Consider the following 19,032-nt stretch of genomic DNA (forward strand, 5'->3'; position numbering starts at 1 on the left):
CGTCCCACCATCCGGACGCCGGGAGGAAACATGATCGAGTCACTGCTGGTCGCCAATCGGGGCGAGATCGCACGCCGGATCATCCGGACCGCCAAGCGGCTCGGCATCCGCGCGATCGCGGTGTACTCGGAGGCCGACGCCCACCTGCCGTTCGTCACCGAGGCCGACGAGGCGGTCCTCGTCGGCCCGCCGAACCCGGCGCAGAGCTACCGCAACGCCGAGGCGATCCTCGCCGCCGCCAAGTCGACCGGCGCGCAGGCCATCCACCCCGGGTACGGATTCCTGTCGGAGAACGCCGAGTTCGCCCGTACCGTCGAGTCGAGCGGCCTGATCTGGGTCGGCCCCGGCGCGGACGCGATCACCGCGATGGGTGACAAGATCAACGCCCGGAACCTGATGGCGGCGGCCGGCGTTCCGGTCGCGCCCGGCACCACCGACCCGGCCGCCGACCTGGACACGGCGGTTGCCGCCGCGGCCGAGATCGGCTACCCGGTGATGGTCAAGGCCGCCGCCGGTGGCGGCGGGATGGGCATGGGCGTGGCCGTCGACGAGGCCGCGCTGCGCACCGAGTACGACAAGGTGCGCGCGTTCGCCGAGCGGATGTTCGGGGACGGCTCGGTGCTGATCGAGCGGTACTTCCCCCGGGTACGCCACGTCGAGGTGCAGATCCTCGGCCTGGCCGACGGCCGGGTGGTGGCGCTGGGCGAGCGCGAGTGCTCGGTGCAGCGGCGCAACCAGAAGCTGGTCGAGGAGTCGCCGTCCCCGGCGGTCTCGCCCGAGCTGCGCGAGCGTTTCCTGGCTGCGGCCGTGCGGGCGGGCGAGGCGGTCGGCTACCGCAACGCGGGCACGGTGGAGTGCCTGCTCGATCCCGCGACGAACGAGTTCTTCTTCCTGGAGATGAACACCCGCCTCCAGGTGGAGCACCCGGTGACCGAGTACGTCTACGGCGTGGACCTGGTCGAGGAGCAGTTGCGGGTGGCGTCCGGGCTGGCGCCGACCTTCGACCCGGACGCGCTGGCGCCCAGCGGGCACGCCATCGAGATGCGGATCAACGCCGAGGATCCGAAGCGCTTCCTGCCCGGCCCGGGTGTGGTCCGGACCTGGGTGGAGCCGACGGGTGAGGGAGTCCGGGTGGACTCGGGCTACACCGAGGGCAACACCGTCACCCCGTTCTACGACAGCCTGATGGCCAAGCTGATCATCAGCGGTGACACGCGGGAGCAGGTCATCGAGCGGGCCCGGACGGCGGTCGCCGCCTTCCAGATCGAGGGCCCGAAGAACAACCTCCCCTTCTTCGCCGAGCTCCTGGAGAACGAGGAGTTCCTCTCCGGCGCCTACGACACCGGCATCGTCTCCCGCATGCGCTGACCCCGCCCGCCCGCCGGGCCGCCGGGCCCTCGTCCCGGCGATCCGGCGGCACTGGCAGCCGAGCCCTTTGCTCTGCTTACCTGGAGGCAACAGCGGTCGTCCGGATACCGGACAGTCGCCGTTGCGTCCGTTGAAGCAGTGCAAAGGGCGAGGTGGAGCCGACATCCCGCCCCGATCCGACGTCACAGCGAGGTGACCGATGAGCCAGTTGCCAGATTCCGTGTCGATCCGTGAGGTCGGGCCTCGGGACGGGCTGCAGAACGAGGACCCGATTCCGACCGACGCGAAGGTGCGGCTGCTCGACGCGCTCTCCGGTACGGGCGTACGCCGGATCGAGGCGGTGTCGTTCGTGCACCCGAAGGCGATCCCGCAGATGGCCGACGCCGACGAGGTGTGGCGGCGGGCGGCGCGGGCGGACGGGGTGCGCTACTCGGCCCTGGTGCCGAACACGCGGGGCGCCCAGCGGGCGCTCGCCGCCGGGTTCACCGAGATCGAGGTGGTGGTCTCGGCCAGCGACACGCACAACCGGCGCAACGTCAACCGCTCCACGGATGAGTCGCTGGACGACATCGCCGAGCTGATCGACCTGCTGCACGGTGCTTCGGCGCGGGTCGAGGTGATCGTGGCGACCAGCTTCGGCTGCCCGTACGAGGGGGACGTCGACCCGCAGCGGGTGGCCGGCATCGTGGACCGGGTGGTCCGCGACGGCGCCGACCGGATCGCGTTCGGCGACACCACCGGCATGGGCACTCCACGTCGGGTCCGCGAGCTGCTGACCGCGGTACGCGACCGCAACGCGCACGTGCCGGTGCTGCTGCACTTCCACAACACCCGGGGCACCGCGCTGGCCAACCTGCTGACCGCGCTGGAGCTGGGAGTGACCGAGTTCGACGCCAGTGTGGGCGGCCTGGGCGGCTGCCCGTACGCCCCGGGGGCCAGCGGAAACCTGGCCACCGAGGAGGCCGTGCACATGCTGCACGACATGGGCATCGACACCGGCATCGACCTGGCCGCCCTGATCGAGGCGGCCGAGCTGGCCGAGCACCTGCTCGGCAAGAAGCTCCCGTCCGGCGTGCTGCGCGCCGGCCCCCGTACCCGGCTGACGCCGATGCCGAGCTGACCGTTTCGAGACGCGGGGAGGGGCCGGCGCACTGCCGGCCCCTCCGCCGTATCTGTTCGGTCAGCCCACCGTGGTGAGCGCGGCCGGCCAGCTGTCGCGGAAGATGTCCGCTCCGGTGCGGTCCGTGCTGCGCTCGGTGGCGATGCGGGTGCCGGCGAAGAGGTTGCTCACCCGGTTCGCCTCGGCGGTGCTCGGGTACGGGTTGGTGCAGCTGGTGCCCGCGCTGCCGCCGGACATCAGGATCGCGCAGTTCCCGTTGTAGTTGTCCGGCAGGCCGAGGATGTGGCCGATCTCGTGGGTCATGATCCGCAGCGGGCTGTACTGCGCCGCCTGCTGAGTGTCGATGTAGACCCGGCCGTTGCCGAGGCTGGTGCGGACGGCGTACGAGCCACCGCCGGTGATCTGGTAGATCCGCAGGTTGGAGCCGCAGTTCGCGGAGAGCGTCAGGTTGACGGTGGCGTTGTTCCAGATCGAGGCGGCCTGGTTGGCGGTGCCGGCGAAGCTCCCCGCCTGGCTGGTGTTGTAGCAGATGGTCATGGCGGCGGACGCGGGCGCCGGGTTGGCGACCGTGACGCCGAGGGTGGCGAGCGCCGTCGCGACGAACGCGACCGCGAGCCGATTGAGTCGTGAGGTCATCGTTGACTCCAATCTGGGAGGGGGGTGCCAGGAGCCTAATCGCAGAGATTAATAGATTTCAATATCTCGTACGGATCCGTGGCCTCCCGGCCCCGCCCCGCCGCCCGATCTGCCCGTGGGTCGCCGGACGTCGCGCGAATGCGCTAACCTAACGATCGTTCAGGTCAGTACGGTGAGGGAGTCGGCGTGACGCTCGACGGTGAGGCGCTGGAGCAGCTGCGCAAGCGGGCCCGGTCCGGCGGCGCGGACAAGTACCACGCGGCCAACGCGGCCAAGGGCAAGCTCTTCGCCCGTGAGCGGGTCGCGCTCCTGGTCGACGAGGGCTCGTTCGTCGAGGACGGCCTCTACGCCAACGCGCTGGCCGAGGGGCTGCCCGCCGACGGCGTGGTCACCGGCACCGCCACCATCGACGGGCGGCAGGTCTGCCTGATGGCCAACGACTCCACCGTCAAGGCCGGCAGCTGGGGCGCCCGCACCGTCGAAAAGATCATCCGCATCATCGAGCGGGCCTACGGCGCCGGCGTGCCGATGGTCTACCTGGTCGACTCGGCCGGCGCCCGGATCACCGACCAGGTCGACCTCTTCCCCGGTCGACGCGGCGCCGGCAAGATCTTCTGGAACCAGGTCCGCGCCTCGGGCTCGATCCCGCAGGTGTGCGCGCTGTTCGGCCCGAGCGCCGCCGGTGGGGCGTACATCCCGGCGTTCTGCGACGTGGTGGCCATGGTCGACGGCAACGCCAGCATGTACCTGGGCTCCGACCGGATGGTCGAGATGGTCACCGGCGAGAAGACCACCCTGGAGGCGATGGGCGGGGCCAAGGTGCACACCGCCGAATCCGGCGTCGGGCACTTCCTCTGCAAGACCGAGGCCGACGCGCTCGACGTGGTGAAGACCTACCTGTCGTACCTGCCGGCGAACTGGACGCAAGCGCCGCCGGCCGCGCCGGCCGTCGCCGCGCCGGCGAACGCCGACCTCGCCGCGCTGGTACCGGCCAGCGAGCGGCAGGCGTTCGACATGCGGCGGTACGTCAAGGGCCTGCTCGACGAGGGCTCGTTCTTCGAGATCCAGGCGCTGTGGGCCAAGGAGCTGACCATCGGCTTCGGTCGCCTCGACGGCGAGGTCGTCGGAGTGGTCGGCAACAACTCGATGTTCAAGGGCGGCGTGCTCTTCGTCGACTCCGCCGACAAGGCGACCCGGTTCGTGCAGCTCTGCGACGCGTTCAACGTGCCGCTGCTCTTCCTCAGCGACGTACCCGGCTTCATGGTCGGCAGCGCGGTGGAGAAGCAGGGCATCATCCGGCACGGCGCAAAGATGATCACTGCCATCTCCGAGGCGACCGTGCCGAAGATCTGCGTGGTGGTCCGCAAGGCGTACGGCGCCGGCCTCTACGCGATGGCCGGCCCCGGGTTCGAGCCGGACGCCACCATCGCGCTGCCCACCGCGAAGATCGCGGTGATGGGGGCCGAGGCCGCCGTGAACGCGGTCTACGCCAACAAGATCGCCGCGATCCCGGACGCGGACGAGCGGGCAGCCTTCGTCGCCGCCAAGCGGGCCGAGTACGAGCGGGACATCGATGTCGTCCGTCTCGCCAGCGAGCTGGTGGTGGACGCCATCGTCGAGCCGCACGACCTGCGTACCGAGCTGGTCCGGCGGTTCGCGGCGGCGCGTACCAAGGATCGGCACTTCTCCCGGCGTCGGCACGGCGTCACCCCGGTCTGACCCCGACCGGCCCAGCACAGCGAACCGTCCCGGCGTCACGAGCGCCCGGCGGCCCCGTCCACACAGGAGGATGAGATGGACTTCCGGCTCACCGACGAGCAAGCGGCGCTGCGGGAGAGCGTGCGGGACTTCGCGCGCGAGGTGGTCGCACCGGTCATCGCCGAGCACTACGAGCAGCACACCTTCCCGTACGAGGTGATCCGGCAGATGGGCAAGATGGGCCTGTTCGGCCTGCCCTTCGGCGAGGAGCACGGCGGCATGGGCGGCGACTACTTCGCGCTGTGCCTGGCCCTGGAGGAGTTGGCCCGGGTCGACTCCAGCGTCGCGATCACGCTGGAGGCGGCGGTCTCGCTCGGCGCGATGCCGATCTACCGGTTCGGCACCGACGAGCAGCGTGCGACGTGGCTGCCGAAGCTGCTCAGCGGCGAGGCACTGGCCGGTTTCGGGCTCACCGAGCCGGGCACCGGCTCGGACGCCGCCGGCACCCAGACGCGGGCGGTGCTGGACGGTGACGAGTGGGTGATCAACGGCTCGAAGGCGTTCATCACCAACTCGGGCACCGACATCACGGCCCTGGTCACCGTGACCGCGGTGACCGGTACGAACCCGGACGGCTCGAAGGAGCTGTCGACCATCATCGTGCCCACCGGCACGCCGGGGTTCACCGTGGCGCCGGGCTACTCCAAGGTGGGCTGGACCGCCTCGGACACCCACGAGCTGACCTTCGACGACTGCCGGGTGCCGGCGGCCAACCTGCTCGGCGAGCGGGGTCGGGGCTTCGCCCAGTTCCTCCGGATCCTCGACGAGGGTCGGATCGCCATCGCCGCACTGGCCGTCGGCCTCGCCCAGGGCTGCGTCGACGAGTCGATCAAGTACGCGAGGGAGCGCCACGCCTTCGGCCGGCCGATCGGTGCCAACCAGGCGATCCAGTTCAAGATCGCCGACATGGAGCTGAAGGCGCACACCGCCCGGCTGGCCTACTACGACGCCGCCGCCCGGATGCTGGCCGGTGAGCCGTTCAAGCGGCAGGCCGCCATCGCCAAGCTGCACGCCAGCACCATCGCGGTGGACAACGCCCGGGAGGCCACCCAGATCCACGGCGGCTACGGCTTCATGAACGAGTACCCGGTGGCCCGGTTCTGGCGTGACTCCAAGATCCTGGAGATCGGCGAGGGCACCAGCGAGGTGCAGCGCATGATCATCGCGCGCGACCTGGGTCTCTGACCGGCCCAGCCGCCGGCCGAGGGCCGGGCGCCCAGCCGCCTCCGGAAGGACTGGCAGACCCGGCTGTCGGATATCGGCGAGCGGGCGTCGGCAGCCCGACGCTCCACTGCCGATGGCCGGTGTCGAACCGTACTCTTCGAGCCCATGACTCCGGATCATGAACGGTCGCGGAGCCGGGCCGGTCCCACCGGGCTGGCGGAACTGCTCCGCGGGCACCGGCGTGCCGCCGGCCTGACCCAGGCCGAGCTGGCGTCCCGGGCCGGCGTGGGCGTGCGGACGGTGCGTGACCTGGAGCGCGGTCGGTCCGTCCGACCGCAGCGCACCACCGTCGAGCTGCTCGCCGGAGTGTTGGAGCTGACCGGGGCCACCCGGGCGGCGTTCCTGGCCGCCGCCCGGGGCCAGTCCGGCGGTGAGCCGCCCCGCCCGGACGTCACTCCGGCGGCGCTCGCGGCGACCGGCCCCACCACGTCGGCAGCCGACCCGGCCTGGTCGGATCCGCCGGTCGCCCTCCCACCGGCGGTCGCGCTGATCGGCCGGGACCGCGACGTCACCGAGCTGGCCGCGATGCTCACCGCGGAGCACGGCCCCCGGCTGGTGAGCCTGGTCGGGCTCGCCGGGGTCGGCAAGACCGCGCTGGCGCTGTCCGTCGCACACGTCGTCGCCGACGCCCACCCGGCCGGCGTGGTCGGCGTGCTGGTCGGCGAGGGCTCGGACGGGCCGGACGTGCTCGCCGCCTCGATGGCCGTACTCGGCCCGGCCCGGCTGCCGGAACTCGCCGCCCGGCTCGCCGGCCGTCCGGCGCTCCTGCTGATGGACGCGGTGGAGCGCGCGCCCGGCCCGGTGGCCGAGACGCTGCACCGGTTGACCGGCGCGCTGCCCTCGCTGCGGGTGCTGGTCACCGGGCGACACCCGGTCGGGCTGCCTGGCGAGCGGGTCTGGCCGGTCGCGCCGCTCGACGTGCCGCCGCCCGACGCCGAGCTGTCCGGACCGGCCACCCTCGGGTCGTGGCCGGCGGTCGCGCTGTTCACCGCCCGCCTCGCCCAGGTCCGTCGGGAGCCGCCCACCCCCGGCGAGTTGCCGGCGCTGGCCGCGCTGGTCCGCCGGCTGGGTGGGCTGCCGCTGGCCATCGAGCTGATGGCCGCCCGTGGCCGGCTCCTCGACCTCACCGAGCTGCTCGACCGGTACGGCGACCACGTGCTCGACCTGGCGACGCCTGCCGACCCGGCGGTCCACCCCGGCTGGGACGGACCCGATGCGGCCACCCAGCGCTCGAACGGCACCGACGTCACCCCGGCCGCGGTGACGGTCACCCTGCGGGACGCGGTGGCGACCAGCTACCGGTTGCTGGCGCCGGACGAGCGGGACGCGCTGCGCCGGCTCGCCATGTTCGGCAACCGGTGGTCGGTGGAACTGGCCGAGGAGATGCTCGCCGACGAGGCCGACCCGGACGGAACGGTGGCGATCGACCCTCTGCCGCTGCTGAACCGGCTCGTCGAGCTTGGCCTGCTGAGCGTGCGCGGCACGGGGCCGTTCCGGTTCCGCCTGCTCGACGCGGTCCGCGAGTTCGCCCTCGAACAGGCGGCCGGAGGCGGCGAGCTGACGTGCGTCCGGCGCCGGCACGCGGAGGTGATCGCCCGCCTGGTGGCGCGGATCGCCACCGACCTGGCCGGTCCCCGGTTGACCGACGCGGTGCACCGGCTGGACGAGGTGAGCAGCGACATCAGCTCGGCGCTGGCCCACGCGGCCGCCGACGACCCGGTGACCGCGCTCCGGATGGCGGCCTGCCTGCCTCGCTGGTGGCGGTTCCGGGGCCGCGACGTCGCCGGGCGGCAGTGGTTACGCCGGTTGCTGGCCGATCCGCGGACCGCCGACGCTGATCTCGTCCTGCGTGGCTGGGCCACCCTCGGGGTGGCCCGGCTCGCCGCCGAACACGGCGCGGGTGCCGACGAACTGCCGACGGCGCGGGCGGCGCTGGACGTGTTCCGGCAGGCCGGCGACGTGACCGGGGAACTGGAGGCGCGGACCGTGCTCGGCGCGTCGCTGATCACCGTCGGCCTGCACGACGAGGCCCGCGAGCAGGCCGAGGCGGTGCTCCGGTTGGCGGCCCGCAACGGACGGACCCGGGACCTCGCGGTGGCTCAGAACAGCCTCGCCTGGCACGACATCCGGGTCGGCGATCTGGCCGCGGCGCGCCGGCGGCTGGCCGCGGTGGACCGACTCGCCGCCGAGGGTGGGGAGCAGCGGCTGCGCGTGCTGGCCTGGGCCAACCGGGCCGAGGTCGCCCGCCTCGAGGGCCGGTACGCCGACGCCGTCGACCAGGGCTGGCGGGCCGTGGCGGCGTTGTCCGAGCTGGGTGATCCCCGGCACCGGCGCCGGGTGCTCGGCACGGTCGGGTTGGCGCTCGCGCAGGACGGTCGCGGTGCGGAGGCGACCGAGGTGCTCACCGAGTTGCGGGCGGGAATGGCGGAGGGGGCGGTGGCCGTACCGGTGCGACCGTGGGCCGAGTGGTCAGTGGCGCCACGGCCCCGCTCGGACGACCCGGTGCTCTCCTGGGGCGGTCCGGACGCGGGGATCTGCGCGTTGATCGAGGGGAACCTGGCGCTGCACCGGGGTGACCGGGAGTTGGCGGCCGAGTGGTTCGCCGCCGCGGCAGATGCCGGTCAGGATCGGCGGGACGTGGTGGAGGCACTGGTGGGGCTGGCCGCGAGCACCGCAGACCCGGCGGTGCTGGACCGGCTCGACCGGGTCTGTCAGGAGAATGGCATCCGGCTGCTGCCGACCGAGTCGGGGCTGCTCTACTCGCTGATGGCTGCCCGGGACGGGTCGGCCGCGCGGTAGTGGCGGCGGGTCGGCCGCGCCCTCGTCGCTGGTCGGTCGCAGCGGACGGGACGTGCGGGCGGGGAGTGGCGCGGACGAAAAGCCCCCTTGGTGCTACCCCTCGCTGTTCGCCCGCGCCGTCACCCCCCGGTGTATCCCCGGTGCCATGAAGCCTGCCACCGTTATCGGGGCGGAAAGTCTATTCCGAGCGATAGGTCCGGTTGGCAAGGTCAGTTCTGCCGGTCTTTCTGCCGGTAGTGCGGACACCGCTCCGGGCCGGCCCGCCAACGCCAGCGGCCGTCCGATCGGGGCCGGGTGAGCGTCGGCGGTCAGAGCCGGGCGGAGTCGTCGGTGGCCTGGATCTCGTCCTCGGGCGCGGTGTCGGTGCTGCCAGCCGTGGCGCAGGGGTGCACAGCGTCGCGTACCCGGCGCAGGCCGTCGAGCAGCGCGGCCAGGGCCTGGGGGTCGAGCTGGCCGGTGAACCACTGCTCGATGATCCGCAGATGCCCGGGCAGCGTCTCATCCAGCCGTTGCATGCCCACGGCGGTCACCACGGCGAACGAACTGCGGCGGTCGGACGGGCAGGCCCGGCGGGTGAGCAGACCGTCACGTTCCATCCGGTCCACCACGCGGGTCACCCCACTGGTAGATAGAGAGGTCTGCGCGGCGAGGTCCGTCATCCGCAGCTGGTTGCCCGGCGAGCGGGCCAGTCGGGTGAGCACCTCGAACTCGACCACGGAGAGGCCCTGCTCGTCGAGTTGGGCAGCGAACCGGGCCGACAGCCCGGCGTGCACCTCGTAGAGCAGGCCGACGGCGGTGATCCGGGGATCGTCGAACACGTTGGTCACTCGTTCATCCTACCAGTCCTTGACACGGGGAATATTGCTATGGCTATAGTTGCTCAGGCAGTCGTTGGGCTACTAAACATTCTCCTGGAGGACATCAGCATGACCAGCAGCATCGATGCGGTTACCCGCGACTGGGACGGCCTCACCATCCCGGCGGCCGGCACCTACGCGCTGGACGCGGCACACAAGCGGGTCGGCTTCGTCGCCCGGCACATGATGGTGAGCAAGGTCCGCGGCGAGTTCAACGAGGCGACCGCCACCATCACCATCGCCGAGGACCCGCTGCAGTCCTCGGTCGTCGCGACCATTCAGGCCGCCAGCATCGACACCACGCAGGACGACCGGGACGCGCACCTGCGCAGCCCCGAGTTCCTGGAGGTCGAGAAGTACCCGACGCTGGAGTTCCGCAGCACCGGGGTCACGTCCCGCCGTGGCAACGAGTTCGTGCTCGCCGGTGAGCTCACCATCAAGGACGTCACCCGTCCGGTCGAGCTGCAGGTGGAGTTCGAGGGTGTCGGCCGCAGCCCGTTCGGCCAGGACATCTTCGGCTTCTCCGCGAGCACCGAGATCGACCGCGAGGAGTTCGGCCTGACCTGGAACGTCGCGCTGGAGACCGGCGGCGTGCTGGTCGGCAAGAAGATCAAGATCGAGATCGAGGGCGAGGCCGTCCGCCAGGCCTGATCCTCCGGATCGCCGGTACGCCGGGCCCACGCCGCAGGTCGGCGCGGGCCCGGCGTCGTCTCTGCCGGCGGTCGCCACCTGCGTGTGAATTGTCACGGCTTGTTCGCACCTTCGTCGGGTCCGACGCGATCCCGACGGGGTACAGATGCGCCACGAGCGCGTCTGCTCCGGTCGGTTCCGCAGCACCGGTGCCGGCCCCTGGCTCCCGCCAGGTGGGCGCTCTTAACGTGGATGGTTCACAATGCGCTTTCCGGGACGGCAGGATCCCGACCGCGCCGGCCGCCGGGAGGACACATGGGCAGGGACGTCTCGCAGGGCGCCTTCACCCGGGAGGACCGCGTCCGCTACCGGCAGAAGGTCCGGCGGTGCCTGGACGTCTTCGCCCTGATGCTGGACGACTTCGGCTTCGACGCCGACCGGCCGATGACCGGCCTGGAGATCGAGCTGAACCTGGTCGACTCGGCGGCCGAGCCGGCGATGCGCAACGAGGAGATCCTCGCCGACATCGCCGACCCGCTCTTCCAGACCGAGCTGGGGCAGTTCAACCTGGAGCTCAACGCCGAGCCCCGGCTGATCGAGGGCAGCGGCTTCGCCGACTACGAGCACGACCTGCGCAGCAGCCTGTCCCGTGCCGACGAGCGTGCGGCCAAGTCCGACGCGAAGATCGTCCTCGTCGGCATCCTGCCCACCCTCACCGAGGGGCACCTGGTCGAGGACAATCTCTCCACCAACGAGCGGTACCGGGTGCTCAACGACCAGATCGTCGGCGCCCGGGGCGAGGACATCGAGCTGGACATCCGTGGCGTCGAGCAGTTGCGGACGCACACCGACTCGATCGCCCCCGAGGCGGCCTGCACCAGCCTCCAGTTCCACCTCCAGGTCGCGCCGGACAGCTTCGCCGACTACTGGAACGCGTCCCAGGCCATCGCCGGGGTGCAGGTGGCGATCGGGGCCAACTCCCCCTTCCTGTACGGCCGTCAGCTCTGGGCGGAAACCCGGATCGCCCTGTTCGAGCAGGCGACCGACACCCGCCCGGACGAGCTGAAGGCCCAGGGCGTACGCCCCCGGGTGTGGTTCGGCGAGCGTTGGATCACCTCGATCTTCGACCTGTTCGAGGAGAACGTCCGGTACTTCCCGCCGCTGCTGCCGATCTGCGAGGACGAGGATCCGGTGGAGGTGCTGCACGCCGGCGGTGTGCCCCAGCTCGGCGAGCTGCGGCTGCACAACGGGACGGTCTACCGGTGGAACCGCCCGGTCTACGACATCATGAACGGCCGTCCGCACCTGCGGGTGGAGAACCGGGTGCTGCCGGCCGGTCCGACCGTGGTGGACATGCTGGCCAACGCGGCCTTCTACTTCGGGCTGGCCCGCGGCCTGGCCGAGGCCGACCGGCCGATCTGGAGTCAGCTCACCTTCAGCTCCGCCGAGGAGAACTTCCACGCCGCCGCCCGGCGCGGCCTGGACGCCGTGCTGCACTGGCCCCGGGTCGGCGACGTGCCGGTCACCACGCTGGTGCTGGATCAGTTGCTGCCCACCGCCGCGGCGGGTCTGGACCGGTTCGGCGTCGCCCCGGCGGAGCGCGACCGGCTGCTCGGCATCATCGAGCAGCGCTGCCGAACCGGTCGCAACGGCGCGGTGTGGCAGACCGAGGCGGTCTGGGCGGCGGAGCGGCACCACGGAATGGACCGAGCCGCCGCGCTGCACCACATGGTCCAGCGCTACGCGGAACTCCAGCGCGGCAACGAGCCGGTGCACACCTGGCCGGTCGACTGACCCCGCACACCCGCGGCCTCGGCCGTGGCTCGTCCGGGCTCAGTCGGTGACGGGTCGCCCGGTCCGTCGCGGTGCCCGGCCCGGCCGTCCGCCGGGCGCCGCGCCCTCCACCGGGTCGCCGTTCCCCGCGGCCGGAGCGGAGCTGTCCGGGTCCGTGCGGGGCGCCGGAATCCGGGGTACGCGGGCCCCGTCCCGCTTCCGCGCGGCGGTTCCGGTCGCCGGAGGTGCGGCATCGTCCGTTCCGGGCCCGGTGCTCGCCCTGGTCGTGGCGCTCACCGGTTCGGCGTCGGGTTCACCGGCCCGGGTCGAGGCGGGCGCGGGGCCTCCTCCGACCGGGACGGTCGCGTCCCGGTCCGCAGGCCGACTCCGGTTGGCCCGCTCGGCGAGGATGGCGACCAGCGCCGAGCCGCCGACGCCGGCGATCACCGCGTACGGGGCGATCAGCTGGGTGGAGAGCTGCGCGGGGCCCAGCGCCGACCAGCGCGGCACGGTGGTCAGGTACGCGAGCGCGACGAGCAGCGGGCCGGCCGCGCCGGAGACCGCCGCGCCGACCAGGTGCCCGGTCGACCGGGCGGCCCGCCGGGCGGCCAGCGCGCCGATCACCAGGGCGGGAAGGATCGCCAGCAGCGCACCGGGCCAGTAGAGCTGGTCGGCGATCCAGTACCGCGGGTGGTCCGGGTCGAGCTGCCAGGTGCCGAGCTGGGCGCCGGTCAGCCCGCGCCCGACGCGTACCCCGTCGATCACCGAGACCACCGCGAGCAGCCAGAGCCAGGCGGCCGTCGCGGTCACGTTCACCGCAGCGGCGCGGGAGCGCAGCGCCCAGAGCGCGACGAGCACCCCGATCAGGACGCCCAACCCCGCGTGTACGGCGGCCACCCGTTGCGGCGCGCCGGTGTCGGCGCCCACCGCGACCCGCGCGGGTACGGCGACCAGAAGCACCGTGACCAGCCCGCCGAGCGCGGCGCCGAGCGCCACGGACACCCGCCGCAGCAGGCCGCCGCGCTCGCTGGGCAGGACCTCGGCCGCCTGTGGCGTCACGCCGTCCGACGCGCTCGGCCGGTCCGCCGCCGCGCCGGTGCCCTCGGAGGGGGCCGGCCGCCCGGCTGCGAGCGTCACCGGCTCAGCGGGATCGGCCGCCGGGACCTTCGTCGGCTCCGCGCTGGTCACCGCCGGCTCGGCCACTGGCGGCACGGCCCGCTGGTGCAGGCGCTGCGCACAGACCGCACCCAGCACCGTGGAGCTGGCGGCCAGCCAGGTGGCCCAGGCGAGGCCATCCGCCCAGGCCGTGCCGGTGGCCGCCGCATCGGTGGGCGTCCAGGTGATGACGCCGAGCCCGTAGCCGAAGCCCAGTTGCGCGGCGCCAGCGCCGGCAGCGACCCCGATCGCCGTCACGATCGATACTCCCCAGCCCCGTTTGGCCATGCCGGGCAGCGTAACGTCCCGTCGTCGGCGCGGCGAGTCGCAATTACCCGCCGGGGTGGACCGCAGACGCAACGGATTGGGCGACGACCGGTACGGTCGCCGGTGATGAGGCGGTGGGCGCAATGACGGACGCGAACACGGGTCGGCAGGATTCCATCGCCGGCCGGGACGGCGGCGGTGCGGGCCGGGCCAGCGTGCTGCTGGGTGGCGGGCTGGTCGCCGTGCTCCTCGCCGCGGTCGGCGCGACCGGCGGGTGGCTGCTGGCCGGCGAGGACGACGCACCTCCGGCGGATCCACTGGCGGTGGCGACCGCGACCGGTACGCCGACCAGCCGGGCCACCGCGCCCCGACCGAGCACCGGCCGGACCACGCCCTCCGCCCCCCGGACCTCCGCCAGCGCCACCAAGGGGACCGGGCTGACCGTGCCACCGGTGGTCGGCACCGACTTCGTCGAGGCCCGGGACACCCTGCGCAAGCAGCGGTTGGGTTGGCGGCTGGTCTTCGGCAGCGGCACCGGACGTACGGTCGAGAGCACCTCGCCCGCCGTGGGCACCGAGGTGGCCCGGGGCACCACGGTGCAACTGCGGGTTGCCGGCCCGCCGCCCGCGGCCGAGGTGCCGGACGTGGTCGGTGACGACTGCGCCAGAGCTGCCGACGAGCTGGTCGACGAGGGGCTGTACCCGCGCTACCGCAGCGGCCGCACCGGAAAGGTCAGCCGGCAGGAGCCGGCCGAGGATGGCCCGGCCCGCTGGAACGACGAGGTCAGCATCTGGTGCGGGGCGACGCCACCGAGCCTGCCGGGCACGAACCCTCCCCTCTGACACCCGGCCCACGAACCGGTTCCCACCGCCATCCGCACGCGCGATCGCGGTTGCCGATGTGCCGGTCGGGGCTCGCGCGCGCCGGGCGGTTCGGGCCGATGATCCGCGCCGATCAGGGTGCGGGCGGTTAGGTTGGCGGTCGAGGGCCATGCCGCCCGCCCGGGTCGGGAAAGGACGTGCGATGAGCGACGACCGCCAGGAGCCGCCCACCGGGGAGCACGACGACGACCGGACGCGCCCCCTGCCGCCCAGCGCCGGCGGGTCCGAGCCGCCCCAACCGACCGGGCCCGCCACCCCTACGCCCGCGTCGCCGGACGAGACGGCACCGATCGACCGGGCGGCCTCGGCCCCCGCCGCCTCGCCGGACCAGACCATGCCGATCGACCGCCCCGGGCCGACGCAGCCGGGCGCGCCGGTCGACCGGACCGCACGGATGCCCGCCGAGCGTGCGACTCCGGCGCCGTGGTCCGGGCGGGCGGAGGTACGGGCGCCGCGACCGGCCGAGCCCTCCGGCGAGTGGTACGCCGAGGAGCAGGGTGGTCGACGGTGGTGGCTGCCGATCCTCTGGGGCGTGCTCGCGCTCCTGCTCGCCGGCCTGCTCGGCACCGCGCTCTGGGTGGTGCTCGCCGCGCAGGACGACGGCCGGGACGACGACCCGGGCTCCACCCCGTCGCTGCCGCCGCCCAGTGCCACCAGCGCCGCCCCGACGAGTGCGGCCCCCACCTCGGCGGCGCCGACCAGCGAGACGCCGAGCAGCCCAGCGGCCACCACCGAGTCCGCCGAGGTGCCGGTGCCGCCGCTCGCCGGTCTGCCGCAGGCCACCGCGGAAGGGCTGCTGGACCGCCTCGGCCTGACCTACCGGGTGGTGTACCGCCCGTCCGAGCTGCCACCGGGGACGGTGGTGGGCACCGAACCGGACGCCGGCAGCACGGTGCCGGCCGACGAGGAGGTGCTGTTGATCGTGTCCCAGGCCCGACCCTCGGCGGGGACGTCGACCAGTCCGGCAAGGCCGAGCCCGACGGTGACGCGCACGCCGTGACCCCTGCTCACCACATCCGGCGGCGGGTGCCGACCAGGCCGAGGCCGGCCAGCGAGATGGTGAGACCGAAGATGCCGGACCAGAACAACGAGCGGCGGACGTCCGTCGCGGTGTGCCGGGCCGGGCCGGCCTCGGTGATTCCTCCGACGGACTGACCGCCGCCACCCGAGCCGACACCGGCCGGGTCGATCACGTCGGCGCTGCTGTCCGGTGTGTGGGTCTCGAACCAGCCGGGTTCGTCGGCCGTCGGCGGGTCGGCATCGACCACGGTTATCTCCGGTGCCGGCACCGGAGTGGTCAGCCGGGTGGACGACAGTGCCGGGTCGCGGACCAGGACCACGAGCATGGTCACGGCCCCGAGCAGGGCGAGCAGTCCAGAAGCGTAGGCGATACGGGAGCGGTGGTGCCGCCGCACGGCGGGCTGATTGACCATGACCATCCCAGGCTCAGGGCCCTGGACGTGCGGGTGAAACGGTGCCGGGGTGGGCGTACCAATTCTATGGCGACGGCACGCCCACCGGCGGCGGATCGCGTCGGTCAGCCAACCCGTACCGGAGTACGGACGACCGGGCGGCGGCTCCGTACGGTGTGCGGGCGGGACTCCGGCGCGGCCTGCACCTGTTGCAGCCCCTCCCGCTGGACGAAGATCGACCGACGGTTGACCGCGTCGCCCGCGGTGTTCAACTCGTAGCCGTCGAGCCAGAGCCAACCGTCGTAGGTCGGCCAGTCGAGCACCCGGATCACCCGGAAATTGATGGGCCTGAGGAACTGGACACTCGCCGCGCGAGTCACGTTCAGTACGTCACCGGAGCGGGGAAGCACATGGGCTCCTGGAAAGTTCGGCCGGCGGTGGTGCCGGCGGTGACTGATCAGGGGAACGTCTCGGCCCGGTGACGGGGTCGCGCCTCGTGGACCGGTGGTGCGGTTGGTGGTGGTCGGGCCGTACTCCGCTGGTGGCGTGCCGCCACCCGACCATCACGCGGCTGCTTCCGGGAACCGCGCCCGCCGCCGCAGCCGGCAGGCTTGCAGCGGCGGGGTCATCACCCCGGAGCAGCTCTCGGTGTCGCCGGCCGGGCCCGCATCGCGCCCGGCTCTCCCGGATCGGTGGGATCACCACACCGGGGGACCGGACGGAGACGCTGAGTGATCCGTGCCATACGGACAGAGTGCATCAGTGACGTGCTTCATGCAAGTTGCACGTCGAGTTTTGCCGATACGTGAGTCGCCCCTGCAAAGCGGCGCTTGAAGCCATCCGCGTCCGGACGGCACACTGAGGAATGGTTTCGCCCGTCGCGGCCGGCCGATGACCGGCACCACCCCTCGCCGCGAACGCTCGCCGGTCGACGGTCGCGCCAACGGCGGGCGGCAGCCAGTGGCGCGTCGACCGGAGGTAGCCCGAGTGGGGTCGAGCAGCCAGCGGCGGGGACCAGTGACCGGGGAGCGGCATGAGTGAGCGGCGCAGCCCGACCATCCGGCGGCGGCGGCTCGGTGCCGAGCTGCGCCGCCAGCGGGAGTCCGCCGGGATCACCATCGAGGTCGTCGCCGAGCAGTTGGAGTGCTCGGCGTCGAAGGTCTCCCGGATCGAGACCGGGCACACCACGGCCACCCCGCGCGACGTCCGGGACATGCTGCGGATCTACGGCGTGGTCGGTGCCGAGAGCGACGAACTCGTGCAGATCGCCCGGGAGGCCCGGCAGAAGGGCTGGTGGCATCCGTACAGCACCGTGCTGGTCGGCGCGTACGTCGGGCTGGAGGCCGCGGCGAGTTCGATCCGGGCGTACGAGCAGCAGGTGGTGCCTGGTCTGCTGGAGACCGAGGAGTACGCGGGGGCGATGATCCGCGCCGCCCGGCCGGACTTCACCGCCGATCAGGTCCACCAGCGGGTGCGTGTCCGACTGGGCCGTCAGTCGTTATTGACCCAGGACGATCCGGTCGATCTGTGGGTGGTGCTCGATGAGGCGGTGGTAAGCAGGCCGGTGGGTGGGGACGAGGTGATGCGTGGCCAGCTCAAACGGTTGGTCGAAGTGGCCGAGTTGCCGAACGTGACGTTGCAGATCCTGCCTTTCGAGGTGGGTGCGCACGCCGGCATGGACGGCACCTTCACGATCCTCAGCTTCCCCGAGCCCGGTGATCCGGATGTCGTGTACGCGGAGAACGCCACGGGTGGGCTCTTCCTTGAGAAGAGTGACGAACTACAGAAGTACAGCTTCATCTTCGATCACATCCGCGCCGCGGCCATTCGTCCGGAGGAGTCCGTCGCACACATCGCAAAACTGGCAGAGGAGCCGTTGTGGAAATGGCGACCAAGGGGTTCCCCGTGGACCTGACGCAGGCAACGTGGTTCAAGAGCTCGAAGAGCGGGCCGAACTGCGACAACTGCGTGGAGGTGGCGTACGTGACCGGGGCGGTCGGAGTGCGGGACTCGAAGGACAAGGCCGGCCCGGCCCTGGTCTTCGCCCCAGGTGACTGGCATGCCTTCGTCGCCGGCACCAGACGTGGTGCCTTCGGCTTGGCCTGACCGAACGGTCACGTGAGTCCCCGTCCGGTCTCGACCGGGCGGGGATCTTCCCGTGGCCGGGCTGCCGGGCTCCCGATCGCCGTGCGCAGACCGGGGTCGGTGAGGTTCCGCCGGGATTCCCGTCGCCACAGCGGTTCCGCCTCGTTGAACCCGTCGGTACGGCGCTGGTCGACGACCCGCCGCACCGATCCGCAACCGAGCGAGGTAGGCGAGACGGATGACGACGATCGGGTCAGACAACCTCACCAACGGTCCGGGCAAGCCGGAGCGGTTCGGTGGCAAGTACCGCGGGGCGCGTCGGGACAGCGTACTGACCGAGGTGGTCTCGAGCGATCAGGAGATGAGCGGGCGGGAGGCGCCGGCGGCCGAGGCGACCGACGCGCCGCTCTCCCTGCCCTCGCTGGACCCGAACCCCCTGGTCGAGCCCTCCTTCCCGCCGAGCGGCTGGCCGATGGAGCCCACCGGCGCGTTGGCTGACCACCCGTTGCTGCGTGGCCTGCTGATGGAGTTGCCGCCGAAGGGCAGCGTGCCGCCGCCGGGCTGGCTGGACCGCTGGTTCGAGGCGACCCGGGCAATCCTGGAGCTGCTGTACGTGCAGGGGCCCGGGCGCTCGCGCTGACCTGACCGCGGCGCGCCCGGTTGGGCCCGCTCGACGAGCCGGTTGTGCCGTAGCGCATGCCGGACGCCGATGACCAGGACGCCGAGCGCGCCGACGGTGATCGCTGGCCCGGTGACGCCCGGTGCGGCGAAGAGGTCGGTGCCGCTCGCCGTGACCACTGCGGGCACCGTCAGCACAGCGGTGACCTGCAACGGAAACCCGATCAGCGGGTGCGCGGCGGCGGCCCGAAGGCCGTGCGGCGCGGGCGTCTCCGGCGCTGCGGCGAGCGCTCCCGCGCCGGCCCGGAGCCGGCGCACCCGCCGTACCGTGCAGACCGCCACCACGAGGGTGGGAAGCCCGGCGATACCGAGGGTGGCGGCGGCCCGGTCGGCCGGAGTGTTTCCGGCGCTGAACAGCCCGGCCGCGAGCACGGTCACCGTGAGCGTCA

General features: G+C 72.6%; 17 protein-coding genes. 12 read left to right on the forward strand and 5 right to left on the reverse strand.

Features of this window, described 5'->3' with window-relative positions:
- Positions 1-30: 30 nt before the first annotated feature.
- Positions 31-1,368: a biotin carboxylase N-terminal domain-containing protein gene (locus AB0K07_RS01210; RefSeq protein ID WP_363750021.1), complete on the forward strand. Its 1,338-nt coding sequence runs from the start codon at positions 31-33 to the stop codon at positions 1,366-1,368.
- Positions 1,369-1,576: 208 nt separating this feature from the next.
- On the forward strand, positions 1,577-2,488 hold the full coding sequence (locus AB0K07_RS01215; protein WP_363751368.1) for a hydroxymethylglutaryl-CoA lyase: 912 nt from the start codon (positions 1,577-1,579) through the stop codon (positions 2,486-2,488).
- A 60-nt stretch (positions 2,489-2,548) separates the two neighbouring features.
- Here the strand turns inward: AB0K07_RS01215 and AB0K07_RS01220 are convergent, their stop codons facing one another.
- Entirely contained in the window at positions 2,549-3,124 is a 576-nt protein-coding gene (locus tag AB0K07_RS01220) for a snapalysin family zinc-dependent metalloprotease (protein ID WP_363750023.1), read from the reverse strand.
- A gap of 186 nt (positions 3,125-3,310) precedes the next feature.
- Between AB0K07_RS01220 and AB0K07_RS01225 the strand changes: the two genes are divergently transcribed.
- From AB0K07_RS01225 to AB0K07_RS01235, 3 genes are all read left to right on the forward strand, one after another.
- Entirely contained in the window at positions 3,311-4,843 is a 1,533-nt protein-coding gene (locus AB0K07_RS01225) for an acyl-CoA carboxylase subunit beta (protein WP_363750025.1), read from the forward strand.
- A 75-nt stretch (positions 4,844-4,918) separates the two neighbouring features.
- Positions 4,919-6,067, forward strand: coding sequence for an acyl-CoA dehydrogenase family protein (locus AB0K07_RS01230; protein ID WP_363750027.1), 1,149 nt, complete (start codon positions 4,919-4,921; stop codon positions 6,065-6,067).
- A gap of 144 nt (positions 6,068-6,211) precedes the next feature.
- Positions 6,212-8,905: a helix-turn-helix domain-containing protein gene (locus tag AB0K07_RS01235; RefSeq protein WP_363750029.1), complete on the forward strand. Its 2,694-nt coding sequence runs from the start codon at positions 6,212-6,214 to the stop codon at positions 8,903-8,905.
- Between the two features lie 308 nt (positions 8,906-9,213).
- Here AB0K07_RS01235 and AB0K07_RS01240 read toward each other — a convergent pair whose 3' ends face one another.
- Positions 9,214-9,732 carry a MarR family transcriptional regulator gene (locus AB0K07_RS01240; RefSeq protein WP_363750030.1) on the reverse strand — a complete coding sequence of 173 codons (519 nt, stop codon included), beginning with the start codon at positions 9,730-9,732 and terminating at the stop codon, positions 9,214-9,216.
- 99 nt (positions 9,733-9,831) lie between these two features.
- Between AB0K07_RS01240 and AB0K07_RS01245 the strand changes: the two genes are divergently transcribed.
- Both AB0K07_RS01245 and AB0K07_RS01250 read left to right on the forward strand, forming a co-directional pair.
- Positions 9,832-10,413, forward strand: coding sequence for a YceI family protein (locus tag AB0K07_RS01245; RefSeq protein ID WP_363750032.1), 582 nt, complete (start codon positions 9,832-9,834; stop codon positions 10,411-10,413).
- Positions 10,414-10,707: 294 nt separating this feature from the next.
- The gene (locus AB0K07_RS01250; RefSeq protein WP_363750034.1) at positions 10,708-12,186 is read left to right on the forward strand and encodes a glutamate--cysteine ligase; all 1,479 of its coding nucleotides are present in this window, start codon (positions 10,708-10,710) and stop codon (positions 12,184-12,186) included.
- A 39-nt stretch (positions 12,187-12,225) separates the two neighbouring features.
- Here the strand turns inward: AB0K07_RS01250 and AB0K07_RS01255 are convergent, their stop codons facing one another.
- Positions 12,226-13,608, reverse strand: coding sequence for a hypothetical protein (locus AB0K07_RS01255; protein ID WP_363750036.1), 1,383 nt, complete (start codon positions 13,606-13,608; stop codon positions 12,226-12,228).
- A 122-nt stretch (positions 13,609-13,730) separates the two neighbouring features.
- Between AB0K07_RS01255 and AB0K07_RS01260 the strand changes: the two genes are divergently transcribed.
- Together AB0K07_RS01260 and AB0K07_RS01265 are read left to right on the forward strand one after the other, a co-directional pair.
- Positions 13,731-14,429: a PASTA domain-containing protein gene (locus AB0K07_RS01260; RefSeq protein ID WP_363750038.1), complete on the forward strand. Its 699-nt coding sequence runs from the start codon at positions 13,731-13,733 to the stop codon at positions 14,427-14,429.
- Positions 14,430-14,610: 181 nt separating this feature from the next.
- The gene (locus AB0K07_RS01265; RefSeq protein ID WP_363750040.1) at positions 14,611-15,468 is read left to right on the forward strand and encodes a PASTA domain-containing protein; all 858 of its coding nucleotides are present in this window, start codon (positions 14,611-14,613) and stop codon (positions 15,466-15,468) included.
- Between the two features lie 7 nt (positions 15,469-15,475).
- On the opposite strand, the gene AB0K07_RS01270 is transcribed toward AB0K07_RS01265, so the two are convergent.
- Entirely contained in the window at positions 15,476-15,907 is a 432-nt protein-coding gene (locus tag AB0K07_RS01270) for a hypothetical protein (RefSeq protein ID WP_363750042.1), read from the reverse strand.
- 98 nt (positions 15,908-16,005) lie between these two features.
- Positions 16,006-16,290, reverse strand: a complete 285-nt coding sequence (locus tag AB0K07_RS01275) for a hypothetical protein (RefSeq protein ID WP_363750044.1) — start codon at positions 16,288-16,290, stop codon at positions 16,006-16,008.
- Positions 16,291-16,913: 623 nt separating this feature from the next.
- On the opposite strand from AB0K07_RS01275, the gene AB0K07_RS01280 reads away from it, so the two are divergent.
- The 3 genes from AB0K07_RS01280 to AB0K07_RS01290 all read left to right on the forward strand — a co-directional run bounded on the left by AB0K07_RS01280 (position 16,914) and on the right by AB0K07_RS01290 (position 18,605).
- Entirely contained in the window at positions 16,914-17,795 is an 882-nt protein-coding gene (locus AB0K07_RS01280) for a helix-turn-helix transcriptional regulator (RefSeq protein ID WP_030487606.1), read from the forward strand.
- Complete coding sequence (locus AB0K07_RS01285) at positions 17,765-17,986, forward strand: DUF397 domain-containing protein (RefSeq protein ID WP_363750046.1); 222 nt, start codon at positions 17,765-17,767, stop codon at positions 17,984-17,986. Before AB0K07_RS01280 ends, AB0K07_RS01285 begins: the two co-directional genes overlap by 31 nt.
- Positions 17,987-18,203: 217 nt before the next feature.
- A complete protein-coding gene (locus AB0K07_RS01290) occupies positions 18,204-18,605 on the forward strand; it encodes a hypothetical protein (protein WP_363750048.1) in 402 nt (133 codons plus the stop codon).
- Positions 18,606-19,032 lie beyond the last annotated feature (427 nt).

Origin of the sequence: Micromonospora sp. NPDC049301 (assembly GCF_040678715.1) — a bacterium.
Lineage (GTDB): Bacteria > Actinomycetota > Actinomycetes > Mycobacteriales > Micromonosporaceae > Micromonospora.

Excerpts from the sequence above, each read along its gene's own strand:
- AB0K07_RS01210 (WP_363750021.1), top strand. The coding sequence starts at position 31 with ATGATCGAGTCACTGCTGGTCGCCAATCGGGGCGAGATCGCACGCCGG.
- AB0K07_RS01220 (WP_363750023.1), bottom strand. The coding sequence starts at position 3,124 with ATGACCTCACGACTCAATCGGCTCGCGGTCGCGTTCGTCGCGACGGCG.
- AB0K07_RS01230 (WP_363750027.1), top strand. The coding sequence starts at position 4,919 with ATGGACTTCCGGCTCACCGACGAGCAAGCGGCGCTGCGGGAGAGCGTG.
- AB0K07_RS01235 (WP_363750029.1), top strand. The coding sequence starts at position 6,212 with ATGACTCCGGATCATGAACGGTCGCGGAGCCGGGCCGGTCCCACCGGG.
- AB0K07_RS01245 (WP_363750032.1), top strand. The coding sequence starts at position 9,832 with ATGACCAGCAGCATCGATGCGGTTACCCGCGACTGGGACGGCCTCACC.
- AB0K07_RS01250 (WP_363750034.1), top strand. The coding sequence starts at position 10,708 with ATGGGCAGGGACGTCTCGCAGGGCGCCTTCACCCGGGAGGACCGCGTC.
- AB0K07_RS01255 (WP_363750036.1), bottom strand. The coding sequence starts at position 13,608 with ATGGCCAAACGGGGCTGGGGAGTATCGATCGTGACGGCGATCGGGGTC.
- AB0K07_RS01260 (WP_363750038.1), top strand. The coding sequence starts at position 13,731 with ATGACGGACGCGAACACGGGTCGGCAGGATTCCATCGCCGGCCGGGAC.
- AB0K07_RS01265 (WP_363750040.1), top strand. The coding sequence starts at position 14,611 with ATGAGCGACGACCGCCAGGAGCCGCCCACCGGGGAGCACGACGACGAC.
- AB0K07_RS01270 (WP_363750042.1), bottom strand. The coding sequence starts at position 15,907 with ATGGTCATGGTCAATCAGCCCGCCGTGCGGCGGCACCACCGCTCCCGT.
- AB0K07_RS01280 (WP_030487606.1), top strand. The coding sequence starts at position 16,914 with ATGAGTGAGCGGCGCAGCCCGACCATCCGGCGGCGGCGGCTCGGTGCC.
- AB0K07_RS01285 (WP_363750046.1), top strand. The coding sequence starts at position 17,765 with ATGGCGACCAAGGGGTTCCCCGTGGACCTGACGCAGGCAACGTGGTTC.
- AB0K07_RS01290 (WP_363750048.1), top strand. The coding sequence starts at position 18,204 with ATGACGACGATCGGGTCAGACAACCTCACCAACGGTCCGGGCAAGCCG.